Source organism: Duganella sp. HH101, from assembly GCF_001758795.1.
Taxonomy (GTDB): domain Bacteria; phylum Pseudomonadota; class Gammaproteobacteria; order Burkholderiales; family Burkholderiaceae_D; genus Rugamonas; species Rugamonas rivuli.
This window is the reverse complement of record NZ_LRON01000004.1, coordinates 252,985-269,023: the sequence shown is the minus strand read 5'-3', so window position 1 is coordinate 269,023 and position 16,039 is coordinate 252,985. Positions and strand designations below refer to the sequence as shown.

Below are 16,039 nucleotides of genomic sequence, written 5' to 3'. Positions count from 1 at the left end.
TTGCATGCCATGTCATCAACATTTCATGATTGTTACGTAGGCTATTGCCTCGCACGACTTCAGTTTTCATGTTTCCCTGACAATCGACCTGGATCAATCAAATGCATATTTTCAAATTCGCGCGCGCCCGCACGCAGGTGCGTACATGAGCCGCCGTGACTTCCTCCGCAAAATGGGCAAGTCGGCCGGCGCAAGTGCCGTGCTGGCGACCTTCCCGCCGTCCATCCAGAAGGCGCTGGCCCTCCCCGCCAACCAGCGCACTCGCAGCCTGCAGGATGTCGAGCATATCGTCGTGCTGACGCAGGAGAACCGCAGCTTCGACCATTACTTTGGCACCATGGAAGGGGTAAGGGGATTCGGCGATCCCTTTCCGATTCCGGTGATGGACCGGCAAAATCTCTTCAACCGCAAATCGGTCTTCGTGCAGCGCTCTGTCGGCGGGGCGCCGGTGCCTGGCCGGCCCAACTGGCCCCAGGGCAGCGCCATCGCGCCGTTCCGGCTCAACACGGTGCAGGACTTTCCAGTCATGCGCGTGGCCGGCACGCCGCACGCCTGGCTCGACGCCCAGCTGGCGTGGGACCACGGACGGATGAATGACTGGTGCACGGTCAAGCAGAACCACGCGATGGGCTATTACGCCGACGCCGACATTCCCTTCCAGTTCGCGCTCGCGCGTGCCTTTACCATCTGCGACCACTATCACTGCGCAACCCAGACCGGCACCAACACCAACCGGCTGTTTCTGTTCAGCGGTCATAACGATCCCCTGGCAGCCGCAGGCGGTCCATCGACCGACAACAGCCGCGACGACTTCAATCCGGACATGTCCACCGACTACTTGTGGACCACCTATCCGGAGCGGCTCGAAGCGGCGGGCATCCGCTGGCAGGTTTACCAGAACATGGCGGACAACTTCACCGATAACTCGCTGGCGGGATTCCGCTCTTTCCGCAACGCGTGGTATCGCCGGCCGGGCTACTCGCAATCGCTGCGCGATCGCGGCACCACGACGCGTGACATCGACCTGCTCAAGGCCGACGTGCTTGCCAACCGCCTGCCGCAGGTCAGCTGGGTGGTCGCGACCGCCGAAGGCTCCGAACACCCGGGGCCTTCAAGTCCCGCGTCGGGCGCCGACTACATCGCGCGCGTGCTGGATGCGCTGACCGCCAATCCCGAGAGCTGGAGCAAGACGGTCCTGCTTATCAACTTCGACGAGAACGACGGCTTCTTCGACCACATGCCACCACCGGCGGTCCCTGCGTACACGAGTTACAGCAGCAATCCGGCGCAGGCGCAACTCGCCGGCGCGTCGACCGTCGACACGACCGGCGAGTACCATCACGTGCTCAACGGCGCCGATGCACGGACCCACCATCGCCCCTACGGTCTCGGGCCGCGCGTTCCGATGTATGTCATCTCGCCGTGGACCAAGGGGGGCTGGGTGAATTCGCAGGTCTTCGACCACACATCGGTGGTGCGTTTCATCGAGGCGCGCTTCGGCGTGCGCGAGCCGCTGATCAGCCCATGGCGCCGCGCGGTGAGCGGCAACCTGTTGTCCTGCTTCGACTTCGCCAACCCGAACGACAACGGCTTCACGCAACTGCTGCCGGAAACGGCCGCGCGCCGTTCGATGGCGCTGGGCCTGCCAAACACCAAAGTCCCCGCAACGCCGACCACCCTGACGGCGCCCGTCCAGGCTGCCGGCGTGCGTCCGGCACGCGCCCTGCCCTACGAACTCCAGGTGCAGGCGCAAGTGCCGGTCGGAGGCGGCCAGGTGGAGCTCAGTTTCGACAACCTGGGCGAAGCCGGGGCGGTGTTTCATGTGTACGACCGCCTGGCGCTGGAGCAGGTGCCGCGCCGCTATACGGTCGAACCTGGCAAGCAGCTCAAAGGCCGCTGGAACACCGCATCCGCCTACGATCTCTGGGTGCTGGGACCGAACGGCTTTCATCGCCACATCGTTGGGGACGTGCGCGGCGACGGCAACGCTGCCTGGCCGGAAATGAGCCTGCGCGCCGAACGCAGCGCCGGCGAGCTGGTCATTGACCTGGTCAACAACGGCGCACAGCCATGCACCTTCGTACTCACCGCCAACAAGTATTACGCGAACAAGCCGCTGGAAGTGCGCGTCGTCGCACGCTCGAGGAGCGCCGTCCGGCTTCCGCTGGCATCGAGTTCCAACTGGTACGACTACAGCCTGCGTGTGGCTGGCTTGCCGGGCTGGATGCGCCGCTTCGCCGGCCATCTGGAAAACGGCTTGCCGTCTATCAGTGACCCTGCGATGCGCGGGGCAGCGCAACTTGACCAGTACCGCGTCGTTTGATTTTTATAAGGAGCTTTTCATGAAGTGCAAATTTTTCCTCGCCGCGGCCTTGTTCGCCGTGGCGTGTAGTGGCAAGGCTGACGTCATCTACGGCCAGAACCTCATTGTCAACGGCGATGCCGAAGCTGGCGTGAGCGGCTGGGCCGGCTACCCGGGTTACAACATGGTCCAATCGGTGGACTACGGCAACAACTGGGTGCTTCCCACCCAGCCTGGCCCGGTCGATCGCGGAACCAAGATGTTCGCCGGCCTCGGGCAGTATGCCGTGGCCTCTCAGACCCTGGACTTCGGCGTGCCGACGGCCCAGAACAGTTCCTATTCCCTGAGCGGATGGCTCGGCGGCTGGGCCGCCCAGGGCGATAACGCACTGTTCTACGTGCAGTTTCTCGATGCGGCGAACAACGCGATAGGAAACGCCTCGATCGGTCCCGTCACGCCGCAGGATCGCGGCAACCAGACCGGCCTGTTCTACCGCGAGTCAGTGGGCATCATCCCTGCCGGCACCAGCAAGCTGTCGTTCTGGCTGTCGATGGAGCGTCTCGCTTCGAACGACAACGATGGCTACGCGGATAACCTGTCCTTCATCGCGCGGGAGATTACCAGCCCGATACCGGAACCGGGCATGGCGTCGATGCTCGTGCTGGGCCTGGGCATGTTGGTAGGGACGCTCCGCCGCAATAAGCGCGCGCAGATGTCGTAATTAGGGCCGCCCGCGATTGCTTGCTGAAACTCCAAGCAAGCAACGCGGGCGGAACGTCGCCTAGGTGCGAGACTGGTGCGGCAATTGTTGAATGCGTCGAACACGGCGGAGTCCAGCCCCGCGATCATCTCAGATAAAACCACGTCGGCGCTCTTGGCGGCTGGCCAGGCGGACGCGCGGAACGCGGCGGTAACAGTCAAAGCTGCAATCAACGGGACTAGCTTATTCATACCGGCCTCTGGAGATTGCGATTAAAGCACATCTTTTAGTCAGCAAATCTTACAAGAATGGCGTCAACGCCTGCGTAGCAGCCTGTGGACTGAGCGCCCGCGCTTCCAGCGCGTGCATGGCACGAGTCACATCGGCTTTTCGCGACTCGTCGTTCAGCACCGTCTGATTGCTGGCCATGGACCGCAGCAGTTGCGTGGTGAGCCGGTCGAGCTCGGGGCGTATGGTCTTGGCGAGATCGGGAGCGTCATCAAACTTGCCGGCGTGTTGCGCGCTCCATTGAGCGAACAATTCCCGCTGTACGGTTTTGGACGCCTCGATCTGCGCGCGAAACACAGCCTCGATCCACGACTTGGAAAGGCCGAGTGCAGCCCCCTCCTTCACCGCAGCCTGGATGACCTGCGCTTCGCGCCCCAGGTCTTCAATCGGCGCCTGCACATTCCATTTGGCGCGCGCCACGGCTTGCGCCAGCAGCAGGCGCTGGTCGATCGCCAGCCGCAACGGCTCCAATCCCCACGGGAAGTCCAGCCAGCGGTCGACACTGCGCTGCAAAGCGCCGCTGGCTACGAGTTGCTGCAGCCACTTGTCGACAACGGCCTTGAACGCCACGTCGCGCGGCAGCAGGATGGCTTTCTCCGCAAGGTCGAAGGGCGTATCCGGATGCACCGCGCAGAGCTGCGGGCGCAGCCGTTGTTGAAGGCGCGTCTCGATCGCGTCGGTGATCATCAGATCGGCAGCACCCGCGACGATCTGGTCGAAGATCGTCACGTTATCCGGGTGCACGGTCAGTTGCGCCTGCGGCGCACGCGATCGCGCGAAGCGCTCGTTGGTCCCGCCCGGATTGACGATCAGGCGCACGCCGGGCTGGTCAATTTGCGCCAGCGTCTGGAATCGCGCCGAATTCTCGCAACGCGTGATGGGTGTCTTGCCGTCGCGCAGATACCCTACGGAGAACAGCCCCTGCTTCTGCCGCTCCGGCGTGATCGACACCCCGCCCAGCGCGATGTCGAATTTATCATCGCCGAAGTCCTTCATCAGCGAGGGCCAGCTGGTGGGTACGATCTGCACAGGCACGCCCAGCGTACGCGCAAGATCGGCGGCCAGATCGATGTCGAGGCCGACAAAGTCATTGCCCGCCCGGGAGCTGAAGGGTTTGTAGTCGCCGGTGGTGCCCACCCGCAGCACGCCGCGCGCGGTAATTTCATCGAGCCGGTGGTCGGTGCCTGCTTGAACGCTTGCCATCATGCCGGCAAGCAGTCCAAGCAGGGCGACCAGCCTCATGCTATGGCGTATGAATCTCTGCATCAGGGCTGCGGATTGACGCGCTCGATCTTCGAGTGCAGCTTGTTCAGCGCCGACAGGTAAGCCTTGGCCGAGGCCACGATGATGTCCGGATCGGCGCCGACGCCGTTGACGATGCGCCCTTCCTTCGACAAGCGCATCGTCACCTCGCCCTGCGACTGGGTGCCGGTGCTGATGGCGTTCACCGAGAACAGCACCAGCTCCGCGCCGCTGCCCACTTCGGATTCGATGGCGTTGACGGTGGCATCGACCGGGCCGTCGCCCCGGCCTTCGGAGGCATGCTCCTCGCCGTCGATGGTGAACACCACTTTCGCGCTCGGCGTGTGGCCGGTGTTCGACTGTTGCGACAGCGAGATGAAGCGGTAGTACTCGCTCTCATGCGATTGCTGCTCGTCCGACAGCAGCGCCAGGATGTCTTCATCGAAGATGTCGGACTTGCGGTCGGCCAGCTCCTTGAAGCGCACGAAGGCGGCGTTGACTTCCGCCTCCGATTCCAGGTCGATGCCCAGCTCCTGCAGGCGCTGCTTGAAGGCGTTGCGGCCGGACAGCTTGCCCAGCACGATCTTGGTGGCGGTCCAGCCCACGTCCTCGGCGCGCATGATCTCGTAGGTCTCGCGCGATTTCAGCATGCCGTCCTGATGGATGCCGGACGCGTGCGCGAACGCGTTGGCGCCCACCACAGCCTTGTTCGGCTGCACGGCGAAGCCGGTGATCTGCGACACCATCTTGGACGCTGCAACGATCTGCGTGGTGTCGATGCCGACGTCGAGGTTGTAGTAGCCGCCGCGCGTGCGCAGCGCCATCACCACCTCTTCCAGCGCGGTGTTGCCGGCGCGTTCGCCCAGGCCGTTGATGGTGCATTCGATCTGGCGCGCGCCGCCTATCATCACGCCGGCCAGCGAGTTGGCCACGGCCAGGCCCAGGTCGTTATGACAGTGCACCGACCAGATGGCCTTGTCGGAATTGGGTATGCGTTCGCGCAGGCGTCGTATGGTTTCGCCGAATATCTCCGGCACCGCGTAGCCCACCGTGTCCGGGAAATTGATGGTGGTCGCGCCCTCCTCGATCACGCCTTCGAGCACGCGGCACAGGAAGTCCTCGTCCGAGCGGCTGCCGTCTTCCGGGCTAAATTCGATATCGTCGGTGAACTGGCGGGCGTAGCGCACGGCGTTGCGCGCCTGCAGCAGCACCTGGTCGGGCAGCATGCGCAGCTTCATCTCCATGTGCAGCTTGGAGGTGGCGATGAAGGTGTGGATGCGTTTGCGCTCGGCCGGCGCCAGCGCTTCGGCGGCGCGCGCGATGTCGCGGTCGTTGGCGCGCGACAGCGAACAGATGGTCGATTCGCGCACCACCGAGGCGATCGCCTTGATGGACTCGAAGTCCCCCTGCGAGGCGGCCGCGAAGCCGGCTTCGATGACGTCCACGCGCAAGCGCTCCAGCTGCTTGGCGATGCGGACTTTTTCGTCCTTCGTCATCGACGCGCCCGGCGATTGCTCGCCGTCGCGCAAGGTGGTGTCGAAGATGATGAGGCGGTTGGATGAGTTGCTCATGATAGCTCCGTGGCTGATGCTTCGTTGCTTGAATTCTCAGGGCCTACCGCCCTTGACGGTCAGCGCCGCTCGCTGGGGTCGCTGCTGTCTTCGTCGGTCTGGATCAGGCTGACCTTCTTGCCCTTGGCCAGCCGCCAGGCCGATACCGCGTAGCCCGACAAGCCGTAGGCGATGAAGATCGGGAACAGCACCTTGGGCGGATCGATCGACACCAGCGCGAACACCAGCGCAATCAGGAACACCGCGATGAACGGCACCGACTTGCGGAAGTTCACATCCTTGAAACTGTAGAACGGCACGTTCGTCACCATGGTCAGGCCGGCGAATACGGCGATGCTCCACGAGACCCAGCGCAGTTCGAGGCCGGACACTTCCTGGTCCACCATCAGCAGCACGAAGCCGGCCACCAGCGCGGCGGCCGACGGCGATGGCAGGCCCTGGAAGAAGCGCTTGTCGACCACTTCGATATTGGTGTTGAAGCGGGCCAGGCGCAGCGCGGCGCCGGCGCAGTAGACGAAGGCGGCGATCCAGCCCAGCTTGCCCAGGCCGCGCAGCGACCATTCATAGATCACCAGCGCCGGTGCGGCGCCGAAGGACACCATGTCCGACAGCGAGTCGTACTGGGCGCCGAATTCGCTCTGGGTGTTGGTCAGGCGGGCGACGCGGCCGTCCAGGCCGTCCAGCACCATGGCGATGAAGATCGCCCAGGCCGAGTGTTCGAACTTCTGGTTCATCGCCATGACGATGGCGTAGAAGCCGCAGAACAGCGCCGCCGTGGTGAAGGCGTTCGGCAGCAGATAAATCCCGCGATGGCGCGGCCGGTCGAGGTCTTCGCCCCGGGCGCGGCGGGCAAAACGGCTGAAGCGCGACATCTGGGGCGTTTTGCCTTGGGCTACGCCGTTCTTGGCTCGGCGGCGGGGGAATTTGGCCATAGGGTTCCGTTTCTGATTAACTGGTCATGTTGCGCCATCATTATAGTGGAGCCGCCCACAAAAAAGGGGATGGCAAACCATCCCCCTATTGTGCCCAAGTTCGCTTATTTGAAGCGCACTTTGCCCACAAGCCGCATCTGCAGCGTGGTTTCGCCCGGTTCGAAGCTGGGTTCTTCCACCGGAGGCGGCGGCGGGCTGCCGGCCATCGCCATCGCCACGCGCGACGAGCCCGTCACGTTGACGCGGTCCTGGTAGTTGCCCGAGCCTTCGAAGTCGATGGTGTCGATCACGGCGTCGCCGACCTTGCGGCCCATGGCGCGCGCGATCGAATTGACGCGCTCGGTCAGATTGGCGTAGGTGGCGGCGATGCGCTGGTCGTCCAGCTTGCGGGTGGTTTCCGGCGCCAGGCCGAAGTGCAGATTGTTCAGCGACAGCGTGCGCTGGGCGGCGGCCACGGTCTTCGGCAGGCCGGCCAAGTTGACGGTGGTCACTTGCAACGACTGCCCCACGCGCCAAGCGGTCGGCACGCGCGGTTTGCGCGGCTGGCCGTTCAGCGGCTGCGGCTGTTCTTCCGGATACACGGGATAGGTGTAGTAGCCCTGGGTCTTCAGGCTGGCCTGGGGATCTTCCTGCTTGACGATCTCCAGCCCCTGCTTCATCTTCAGGTTGACGCGGGAGGCGGCGGCGGCTTTGTCCTTGTCGACTTCCTCGACAGACAGCGTGATAACGGCCTGGTCATTGACGTGGCGAACTTCGCCGAATGCGGGGACAACCACAAGGGCACCAGCGGTCGGCAGGGACTCCTGCGGAGCCGCCTGCGCGGACAGGGCGCAGGCGGCGATGGCGGCGATGGCCAGTTGTTTCATTACAGTCATTGCATGCTCCGTGATTAGTATAAAAGCAATGACAACTGTAACTCAGCGCGCGCCGCCGCGCATAGACTTACTTGAATCGTACCTTGCCCACCACGTTCATTTGCAGCGTGGTTTCGCCCGGCTCGAAGCTCGGTTCCGACACTTCGGCGCTATCCATCATTTTGGCCGAGCGCATCATCATCGGCGCCGGTGCGCCGCCCATGCGCTCCTGGGCGTAGTTGCCCGAGCCTTCGAAGTCGATCGTGTCGAGCACGGCGTCGCTGACCTTGCGGCCCATGGCGCCGGCGATCGAGTTGATGCGCTCGTTCAGGTTCTTGTAGGTGGCGGCGATGCGCTGGTCGTCCAGCTGACGGGTGGTTGCAGGCGTCAGGCCGAATTGCAGGCCGTTCAGGGTCAGGATCTTCTGGGCGGCGGCCACGGTTTTAGGCAGCTTTTCCAGGTTGGTGGTGGTCACTTCCAGATACTGGCCCACGCGCCAGGCGGTCGGCACACGCGGCTTGGACGACTGGCCGTTCGGCGTCGGACGGTCTTCCGGATACACGGGATAGGTGTAGTAGCCCTGGGTTTTCAGGCTGGCGCTCGGGTCTTCTTTCTTGACGATTTCCAGGCCCTGCTTCATTTTCAGGTTGACGCGCGAAGCGGCGGCGGCCTTGTCCTTGTCCTGCTCTTCGATCGCCAGGGTGGCGACCGCTTGATCATTGGCGTGTTTGACTTCGCCGAAGGCCGGCACCACGACCAGCGTGCCGGTGGTCGGCAGCGATTCGAGCGGGGCGGCGTGCGCGGCGAGCGCGAAGGAGGCGGCAGCGGCTGCGGCGATAGATTTCATGACGGTCATTGCGGGCTCCAAAAATTAAAATTACAACAAGGCGAACTTTACCTGAAATTACCGCCAAGACATGTAAGACATGGTGAGTGTTTGTAACAATCGTCAGTATTCCAGTATGTCCAGCACCCGGTGATGCAAGGCCACGGCCAGCTGTTGGTGCTGTAGTTCATCGAGATGAACGCCATCGACTTCGCTAGGTTGAATAAACTCCGCGGCATCAAGGAAGGAACAGCCGCGTTCTTCGGCTATGCGCGCGTAGCAGCGCGTGAACTGGGTCGACTTTTCCTCTGCGCCATGAAATTTTTCCACCATGGTGCCGGCAAGCCCGATGATGCGTGGCGGCGCGACCAGCAGCACTTGGGGAGCAAGCAGCATCGGCTCCGCGCGGCATCCCTGGACCATGTCGACCAGCACGCCGGCGCCAAGCGAGGATTCATAGGCGCCCACGCCATAGATGGATTGCAGATCGTTCGTTCCCAGGAAAATAATGACCAGATCGATAGGCGCATGCGAGTGCAAAATAGGCAGCAAAAGGTCCTTGCCATTCCGGCCGGGGCGGAATGGATCGTTCCAGACGGTGGTCCGCCCGTTCAGGCATTCTTCGATCACGCGGATGCCGTCGCCCAGCAGTTGCTGAAGGATGCCGGTCCACCGTTTGTCATACGGATGGCGCAGCCTGCTTCCTGGGATGATCCCCCACGACATCGAGTCCCCGTAACACAGCACATGTTTTGCGGCCATCGCGTATCAACCTTTCCAGAGCATGCAAACGTCCGCCAGCATAGCATCCGGCCGGCTGTTCGCAGCAGTCCCTTGTGCTAAAGTTGCCACCGGATTCAATCACTTTCGAAAGCTGCCATGTCGTATCCGTATTTGAGTGACGTTATCAAGGCCTGGACCGGCATCGACCTGCCGCTGCCGCTGGCGACCTTCGGCCTGTTCGTGGCGTTGGGCGCGCTGCTGGCCGGCGCGCTGTTCCGCGCGGAGCTGCATCGCCTGTACGTGGCAGGCAAGATCGGACCGGCGCGCGTGCGCGGCGCCGATGTGCCGCCGCAGGATGTGGTCAGCGATTTCATGGTGGTGGTGATGGTGGCCGGCGTGTTCGGCGCCCGCCTGTTCCATATCCTGGAGCATACCGACCAGTTTGCCGCCGATCCGATGGGCATGATCCTCACGCGCTCGGGCCTGAGCATTTTCGGTGGCCTGATCCTGGGTACGCTGGCTGGTATGGTATGCGTGCGGCGCTGGCGTTTGCCGGTGCGTCCGCTGCTGGACGCGGCGGCGCCGGCGATGATGATCGGCTATGCGATCGGCCGCATCGGCTGCCAGGTTTCGGGCGACGGCGACTGGGGCATCGCCGCCAACATGGCGCTCAAGCCGGACTGGCTGCCGACCTGGCTGTGGGCGCAAACCTACGACAACAACATCTACGGCGAGCTGATCGCCCTGCCCGGCGTGTATCCGACGCCGATGTATGAAACGGCGATGGCGTTGCTGTGCTTTGCCGTGCTGTGGGCGCTGCGCAAGCATGCGTTCCGGATCGGCTGGCTGTTCTCGGTGTATCTGGTGCTGGCCGGCGTGGAGCGTTTGCTGATCGAGCAGATCCGCGTCAATCCTATGTTCAATGTGGCCGGCCTGCGTGCTACGCAGGCGGAGATCATCGCGGTATCGTTGATCGCACTGGGCGCTATCGGCGCCCTGATGCTGAGCCAGCGACAGCAGACTGGCGGCGGGCGGGTGAAGGACAGCCTCTCATGAACAAACGCGGCATCTTCACGGCGCTGGTTTGGTCGCTGCTGACCTGTTCACCTGGTTACGCGCAGGACAACGCCAGCCAGCCGGCCTTGCAGTCAATGGGCGGTGGCGAAGTCGCGCAATGGACGGGGGAGCCGCTGGAAGATCCCGCCCTCGGCGGAAACACCATCGAGTGGCGCTATCCGGTATTCAAAGGTGGCGACAAGGCCGCATTGGAGCGGCTGAACGCGTGGACACGGACAGTTTCGCTGGCTGGCCTGTTCTCTTCTGACGATGCCTTGCTGAAAAAGACCATCCTCATCAAGGACTCCGGCGTGCTGGCCCTGCTGGGGAAAGACAAGGCTGCGCGCGAATCCGCGATGACGCAGTCCAAGCTCATGCCTACCCTGCGCTTCGTTCGCCACATCACGTTCGATCATCACACCGAGATGCCCGGAAACGCGCGCACCACACACGGCGTGACGCATCGGGTATTCGACTACAAGAACGGACGGGAAGTTCCGATAGCCTCTCTATTCAAGAGCAACGCGGATTCTGAACTGGGCGGCCTGCTAATGGATGAAATAGCACGCAGCATCAAGAAAATGAAGAAAGCGGATCGTCCGGACACTGAGCGTTGCCAACATCAACGGTCATTCGAATGGGAAACGGTATCGATCCAAAGCAGTACCGAGATTACCATCGAGTTCCCTTACTCCTCCGGCAATGACTGCGGTGAGGGCTACTACATCCTGAGCGGACCGGCCGTGAAGAAATTGTTCCTGTCGCCACAGGACTTCAGCAAGGGCAAAACACTTTAAATTGTTTATACCGTACAAACTAAACCCATGAAAACAATCCGCATATCGCTTGCGTCATTGCTACTGTCTTTCAGCGCCCAAATGGCGCACGCTCAAGCGGTGGATGCGCCTCCACTGCACCTCCAGCTGCCGTCGACCTGGACGCTCGACTCGGCCAGGCGGCCGATGGAGGGCAAGGGACCGGATGGCGAAAAGATGATGGTGACGATAGCCCGCGCCCTGCCGAACAAGACCACCACGGCCAGGGAAGATGCGCACGCGTTTGCACAGGGCGTCCTGAAAGACGTGGCCAGCCGCAATGGCAAACTCGTCGTACGTGCAGTCGAAGCATTCCCTGTACCGGCAGGAAAAACCGCTTATTCGTCGGCTTCGGAGTCTTCCCGCCTGTTCGGAAAATATTATTTCATCCAGTATCTGCTGGCCTCCGAGGACGCGATGTTTTATTTCACGTTCGAAGGCAAAGGCGAGGCGCTACCAGCGCTGAAACGCTTTGATGCGCTGATGAACGAGCAGCGCTGGGACGAATAAAAAAAGCCGGCTCGCGCAGGCCACCATAGGTTCGCTGCACCTCGGTCAGCGAACACATGCGAAAGTGGCCCCCATCGATCTAGACAAATATCAGCGCCAGAGCAAATGAACTGGTGAGAATAGAAGGAAACCAGAATACGCCGCCGCGACGGCCGTTCATCTTGAAATTCACCTTTATCGCACATAGACTGAGCTCACTGAAGCTTCCCGCCGCCGTAATCGAACGTTGGCAAGCCACCGGCCCCGACTGGCAAAAGCGGATGATCGATCTACTAAGCAAAATCTGAAGCTTCTTCAACGATTTCGCATGCCAGCGCCACGGCATATGGACGTACACCTACAACCTCGACGGCCCCTACCCTGATGGAAAATGGATGCAATGCGGCTACGGTGGGCACGATGAAATGACACTATCGAAACGCATCGCCGATCACATTTCCGTTTGCGTAATCACCTACGGCAAAACCACGAAAACCTCACAGCAGCAGATTCAGATCAACTGCCGCTGAAACAAAAAAAAGCCGGCTCGCGCCGGCTTTTCCGCATCGAAGATGAAGCTTAATTCTTCGATTGGTCAACCATCTTGTTCTTGGCGATCCAAGGCATCATGGCGCGCAGCTTGGCGCCGACTTCTTCGATCTGGTGCTCGGACGTCAGGCGACGGCGCGAGATCAGGGTCGGAGCGCCTGCCTTGTTTTCCAGGATGAAGGACTTGGCGTACTCGCCGGTCTGGATGTCCTTCAGGCACTGGCGCATCGCGTCCTTGGTGGCCGACGTCACAACCTTAGGACCGGTCACGTACTCGCCGTATTCGGCGTTGTTCGAGATCGAGTAGTTCATGTTGGCGATGCCGCCTTCGTAGATCAGGTCGACGATCAGTTTCAGTTCGTGCAGGCACTCGAAGTAAGCCATCTCCGGAGCGTAGCCCGCTTCGGTCAGGGTTTCGAAGCCGGCCTTGATCAGCTCGACCGCGCCACCGCACAGGACAGCCTGCTCGCCGAACAGGTCGGTTTCGGTCTCTTCGCGGAAGTTGGTTTCGATGATGCCGGCACGGCCGCCGCCGTTGGCCGATGCGTACGACAGGGCGATGTCGCGGGCGATGCCGGACTTGTCCTGGTACACGGCGATCAGGTGCGGCACGCCGCCACCCTGGGTGTAGGTGGCGCGCACGGTGTGGCCAGGGGCCTTCGGTGCGACCATGATCACGTCCAGGTCGGCGCGTGGCACGACTTGGCCGTAGTGCACGTTGAAGCCGTGGGCGAAGGCCAGCACCGCGCCCTGCTTGGCGTGCGGGGCGACGTTCTCGTTGTAGACCTGGGCGATGTTCTCGTCCGGGAGCAGGATCATGATGACGTCGGCGGCCTTGACCGCGTCGTTCACTTCCGCCACTTTCAGGCCGGCCTTCTCAACCTTGTTCCACGAAGAACCGCCCTTGCGCAGGCCGACGGTCACGTTGACGCCGGAGTCGCTCAGGTTTTGCGCGTGGGCGTGGCCCTGCGAACCGTAGCCGATGATGGCAACGTTTTTGCCCTTGATGAGGGAGAGGTCAGCGTCTTTGTCGTAGAAAACTTTCATGGTATTTCCTTAGTAGTATTTTTGAATTTGTTTAAACTTTGAGGATGCGTTCGCCGCGTCCGATGCCGGAACCGCCGGTACGTACCGTCTCCAGAATGGAGGCGCGGTCGATCGAGTCGATGAACGCGTCGAGCTTGCTCTTGGCGCCGGTCAGTTCGATCGTGTAGGTCTTTTCGGTGACGTCGATGATGCGGCCGCGGAAGATGTCCGCCGTGCGCTTCATCTCTTCACGCTCCTTGCCCACCGCGCGCACTTTAATGAGCATCAGCTCGCGTTCGATGTGCTGGCCCTCGGTCAGATCGACCACCTTCACCACCTCAATCAAACGGTTGAGGTGCTTGGTGATCTGTTCGATGATGTCGTCCGAACCGGTGGTGACGATGGTCATCCGCGACAGGGTCGCATCTTCGGTCGGCGCCACGGTCAGCGTTTCGATGTTGTAGCCGCGGGCCGAGAACAGGCCCACCACGCGGGACAGCGCGCCGGCTTCGTTTTCCAGCAAGACAGAAATAATATGTCGCATGTTATAAGTCCTCCGAACCCAACAGCATTTCAGAGAGCCCTTTGCCCGCTTTCACCATCGGCCAGACGTTTTCCGATTGATCGGTAATGAAGTTCATGAACACCAGCTTGTCCTTCATGCCGAAGGCGTCGCGCAGCGCGCCGTCGACGTCGCCCGGCTTCTCGATGCGCATGCCGACGTGGCCGTAGGCTTCCGCCAGCTTCTCGAAGTTCGGCAGCGAATCCATGTAGGACTCGGAATAGCGCGAACCGTAGTCGATCTGCTGCCACTGGCGCACCATGCCCAGGAAGCGGTTGTTCAACATGATGATCTTCGGCGTCAGATGGTATTGCTTGCAGGTCGCGAGTTCCTGGATGCACATCTGGATCGAACCTTCGCCGGTGATGCAGGCGACGGTGGCGTCCGGGTTGGCCATCTGCACGCCCATGGCGTACGGCAGGCCCACGCCCATCGTGCCCAGGCCGCCCGAGTTGACCCAGCGCTTAGGCTTGTCGAACGGGTAGTACTGCGCGGCCCACATCTGGTGCTGGCCGACGTCGGAGGTGATGAAGGCGTCGCCCTTGGTCACTTCCCACAGCTTCTGCACCACGGCTTGCGGCTTGATCACCAGGTCCGAGGTCGGATACTTCAGGCAATCCTTGCCGCGCCATTCGGCGATCTGCTTCCACCAGTCCTTGAGCGCGGGCGCGTTCGGCTTGGCGTCCGCAGCGTCGAGCTGGGCCAGGAATTCGATCAGCACGTCCTTGACGTTGCCGACGATGGGGATGTCCACTTTCACGCGCTTGGAGATCGACGATGGATCGATGTCCACGTGGATGATCTTGCGCGGATTGGAGGCGAAGTGTTTCGGGTTGCCGATCACGCGGTCGTCGAAGCGGGCGCCGATGGCGATCAGGACGTCGCAGTGCTGCATCGCCATGTTCGCTTCGTAGGTGCCGTGCATGCCGGGCATGCCGACGAACTTCTCGTCGCTGGCGCGGTAGGCGCCCAGGCCCATCAGCGTGTTCGTCACCGGGAAGCCCAGCTTGTCGACCAACTTGTTCAGCTCGGGCGAGGCGTTGGCCAGGATCACGCCGCCGCCGGTGTAGATCATCGGACGTTCGGCTTGCAGCAGCAGCTGGACCGCCTTGCGGATCTGGCCGGAGTGGCCCTTGTCGACCGGTTTGTACGAACGCATCTCGACCTCTTTCGGGTACGAGTACGTCGTCTTGTGCATCGAGATATCCTTCGGGATGTCGACCAGCACAGGGCCTGGACGGCCGGTGCGGGCGATGAAGAAGGCTTTCTTGACGGTTTCCGCCAAATCCTTGACGTCTTTGACGAGGAAATTGTGCTTGACCACGGGACGGGTGATGCCGACCGTGTCGCATTCCTGGAAGGCATCCTGGCCGATGGCGTAGCTCGGCACCTGGCCGGAGATCACGACCATGGGGATGGAATCCATGTAAGCGGTGGAAAGACCTGTCACGGCATTGGTGACGCCCGGACCGGACGTGACCAGCGCGACACCAACCTTGTTCGAGCTGCGCGAGTACGCATCGGCGGCATGCACTGCGGCCTGTTCGTGACGCACGAGGACGTGTTGGAATTTGTCTTGCTTGAAGATGGCGTCGTAGATATACAGTACGGCTCCGCCCGGATAGCCAAAGACGTGTTCTACGCCTTCCTCGGCCAGGCAGCGCACCAGTATTTCAGCGCCTGTGAGCGTGTTCGCTCCCGATGTTGCGGATGATGCGGTTGCTTCGGTATTCATGAAACATTCCTTTCAAGGTCCATAGGAGATTGATCGGATGCTCTTTCCTAACGAAGTAGGCCCACCTCTACAGCTTTGCCCTGCTTCCCTTTTTTTCTGCAGTCACACCTGCCTCTTCCGTCAACCGTAGTGACGTGCAAAGCAGTGCTAGCTGCAAACTCTCGTTTGGCTGGATCTGTCTGTAGCGGTTCTGCGTACCTCTCGCGCTTGTGGCACGGGTTAGAGCAAACTGCTGACATATGAAAGCGCGTCTCGTCGATTGCGGCGTTGTGTGCCTGCTGCGACCAGACCATAGAGCTTCGGGGTGTTCAAAGCGTCCCATACGGTACACCGGCGCCCCCCGTTTGGGCAAGTGAAATATCGAAAATA

General features: G+C 61.7%; 15 protein-coding genes and 1 pseudogene. 6 read left to right on the top strand and 10 right to left on the bottom strand.

Annotated features, from left to right (window positions below; all coding sequences use genetic code 11):
• Nucleotides 1-145: 145 nt before the first annotated feature.
• Together DUGA2_RS08735 and DUGA2_RS08730 are read left to right on the top strand one after the other, a co-directional pair.
• Nucleotides 146-2,323, top strand: coding sequence for a phosphocholine-specific phospholipase C (locus tag DUGA2_RS08735; protein ID WP_070268807.1), 2,178 nt, complete (start codon nt 146-148; stop codon nt 2,321-2,323).
• Nucleotides 2,301-3,023, top strand: a complete 723-nt coding sequence (locus DUGA2_RS08730; RefSeq protein ID WP_229214638.1) for a PEP-CTERM sorting domain-containing protein — start codon at nt 2,301-2,303, stop codon at nt 3,021-3,023. The genes DUGA2_RS08735 and DUGA2_RS08730 overlap by 23 nt, the downstream gene beginning before the upstream one ends.
• A 279-nt stretch (nt 3,024-3,302) precedes the next feature.
• On the opposite strand, the gene aroQ is transcribed toward DUGA2_RS08730, so the two are convergent.
• The 7 genes and pseudogenes from aroQ to DUGA2_RS08700 all read right to left on the bottom strand — a co-directional run bounded on the left by aroQ (nt 3,303) and on the right by DUGA2_RS08700 (nt 9,477).
• Nucleotides 3,303-3,752: a gamma subclass chorismate mutase AroQ gene (gene aroQ, locus DUGA2_RS34980; RefSeq protein WP_373994827.1), complete on the bottom strand. Its 450-nt coding sequence runs from the start codon at nt 3,750-3,752 to the stop codon at nt 3,303-3,305.
• Nucleotides 3,753-3,764: 12 nt separating this feature from the next.
• Nucleotides 3,765-4,556 (bottom strand): annotated as a pseudogene (locus tag DUGA2_RS34975) (transporter substrate-binding domain-containing protein); the annotation flags it as partial.
• Nucleotides 4,556-6,103: a 2-isopropylmalate synthase gene (locus tag DUGA2_RS08720; RefSeq protein ID WP_070268798.1), complete on the bottom strand. Its 1,548-nt coding sequence runs from the start codon at nt 6,101-6,103 to the stop codon at nt 4,556-4,558. The gene DUGA2_RS08720 and the pseudogene DUGA2_RS34975, both read right to left, overlap by 1 nt.
• 59 nt (nt 6,104-6,162) lie before the next feature.
• Nucleotides 6,163-7,035 (bottom strand): CDP-diacylglycerol--serine O-phosphatidyltransferase, encoded by an 873-nt coding sequence (gene pssA, locus DUGA2_RS08715; RefSeq protein WP_070268795.1) that lies wholly within the window; start codon nt 7,033-7,035, stop codon nt 6,163-6,165.
• Between the two features lie 104 nt (nt 7,036-7,139).
• Nucleotides 7,140-7,910, bottom strand: a complete 771-nt coding sequence (locus tag DUGA2_RS08710; protein ID WP_070268792.1) for an SIMPL domain-containing protein — start codon at nt 7,908-7,910, stop codon at nt 7,140-7,142.
• A gap of 67 nt (nt 7,911-7,977) precedes the next feature.
• A complete protein-coding gene (locus DUGA2_RS08705) occupies nt 7,978-8,745 on the bottom strand; it encodes an SIMPL domain-containing protein (protein ID WP_070268788.1) in 768 nt (255 codons plus the stop codon).
• Nucleotides 8,746-8,838: 93 nt separating this feature from the next.
• Nucleotides 8,839-9,477, bottom strand: coding sequence for an SGNH/GDSL hydrolase family protein (locus DUGA2_RS08700; protein WP_070268785.1), 639 nt, complete (start codon nt 9,475-9,477; stop codon nt 8,839-8,841).
• 132 nt (nt 9,478-9,609) lie between these two features.
• Here DUGA2_RS08700 and DUGA2_RS08695 point away from each other — a divergent pair, with 132 nt between their 5' ends.
• The 4 genes from DUGA2_RS08695 to DUGA2_RS34970 all read left to right on the top strand — a co-directional run bounded on the left by DUGA2_RS08695 (nt 9,610) and on the right by DUGA2_RS34970 (nt 12,328).
• Nucleotides 9,610-10,494, top strand: coding sequence for a prolipoprotein diacylglyceryl transferase (locus DUGA2_RS08695; protein WP_229214637.1), 885 nt, complete (start codon nt 9,610-9,612; stop codon nt 10,492-10,494).
• Nucleotides 10,491-11,291: a hypothetical protein gene (locus DUGA2_RS08690; RefSeq protein WP_070268781.1), complete on the top strand. Its 801-nt coding sequence runs from the start codon at nt 10,491-10,493 to the stop codon at nt 11,289-11,291. Before DUGA2_RS08695 ends, DUGA2_RS08690 begins: the two co-directional genes overlap by 4 nt.
• A gap of 27 nt (nt 11,292-11,318) precedes the next feature.
• The gene (locus DUGA2_RS08685; RefSeq protein ID WP_141753218.1) at nt 11,319-11,819 is read left to right on the top strand and encodes a hypothetical protein; all 501 of its coding nucleotides are present in this window, start codon (nt 11,319-11,321) and stop codon (nt 11,817-11,819) included.
• Between the two features lie 323 nt (nt 11,820-12,142).
• Complete coding sequence (locus tag DUGA2_RS34970; protein WP_373994826.1) at nt 12,143-12,328, top strand: STY0301 family protein; 186 nt, start codon at nt 12,143-12,145, stop codon at nt 12,326-12,328.
• A gap of 49 nt (nt 12,329-12,377) precedes the next feature.
• Here the strand turns inward: DUGA2_RS34970 and ilvC are convergent, their stop codons facing one another.
• The 3 genes from ilvC to DUGA2_RS08670 are packed head-to-tail and all read right to left on the bottom strand — an operon-like array spanning nt 12,378 to nt 15,670.
• Nucleotides 12,378-13,394, bottom strand: a complete 1,017-nt coding sequence (gene ilvC / locus DUGA2_RS08680) for a ketol-acid reductoisomerase (RefSeq protein WP_008450480.1) — start codon at nt 13,392-13,394, stop codon at nt 12,378-12,380.
• Between the two features lie 31 nt (nt 13,395-13,425).
• Entirely contained in the window at nt 13,426-13,917 is a 492-nt protein-coding gene (gene ilvN, locus DUGA2_RS08675) for an acetolactate synthase small subunit (RefSeq protein WP_008450481.1), read from the bottom strand.
• 1 nt (nt 13,918) lies between these two features.
• The gene (locus DUGA2_RS08670) at nt 13,919-15,670 is read right to left on the bottom strand and encodes an acetolactate synthase 3 catalytic subunit (RefSeq protein WP_071658887.1); all 1,752 of its coding nucleotides are present in this window, start codon (nt 15,668-15,670) and stop codon (nt 13,919-13,921) included.
• Nucleotides 15,671-16,039: the final 369 nt, after the last annotated feature.

What these genes read in the sequence shown, in the direction of transcription:
- ilvN (WP_008450481.1), bottom strand. Translation starts at nt 13,917, where the DNA reads ATGCGACATATTATTTCTGTCTTGCTGGAAAACGAAGCCGGCGCGCTG.
- DUGA2_RS08690 (WP_070268781.1), top strand. Translation starts at nt 10,491, where the DNA reads ATGAACAAACGCGGCATCTTCACGGCGCTGGTTTGGTCGCTGCTGACC.
- DUGA2_RS08720 (WP_070268798.1), bottom strand. Translation starts at nt 6,103, where the DNA reads ATGAGCAACTCATCCAACCGCCTCATCATCTTCGACACCACCTTGCGC.
- DUGA2_RS08705 (WP_070268788.1), bottom strand. Translation starts at nt 8,745, where the DNA reads ATGACCGTCATGAAATCTATCGCCGCAGCCGCTGCCGCCTCCTTCGCG.
- pssA (WP_070268795.1), bottom strand. Translation starts at nt 7,035, where the DNA reads ATGGCCAAATTCCCCCGCCGCCGAGCCAAGAACGGCGTAGCCCAAGGC.
- DUGA2_RS08700 (WP_070268785.1), bottom strand. Translation starts at nt 9,477, where the DNA reads ATGGCCGCAAAACATGTGCTGTGTTACGGGGACTCGATGTCGTGGGGG.
- DUGA2_RS08670 (WP_071658887.1), bottom strand. Translation starts at nt 15,670, where the DNA reads ATGAATACCGAAGCAACCGCATCATCCGCAACATCGGGAGCGAACACG.
- DUGA2_RS08735 (WP_070268807.1), top strand. Translation starts at nt 146, where the DNA reads ATGAGCCGCCGTGACTTCCTCCGCAAAATGGGCAAGTCGGCCGGCGCA.
- DUGA2_RS08710 (WP_070268792.1), bottom strand. Translation starts at nt 7,910, where the DNA reads ATGACTGTAATGAAACAACTGGCCATCGCCGCCATCGCCGCCTGCGCC.
- DUGA2_RS08685 (WP_141753218.1), top strand. Translation starts at nt 11,319, where the DNA reads ATGAAAACAATCCGCATATCGCTTGCGTCATTGCTACTGTCTTTCAGC.
- ilvC (WP_008450480.1), bottom strand. Translation starts at nt 13,394, where the DNA reads ATGAAAGTTTTCTACGACAAAGACGCTGACCTCTCCCTCATCAAGGGC.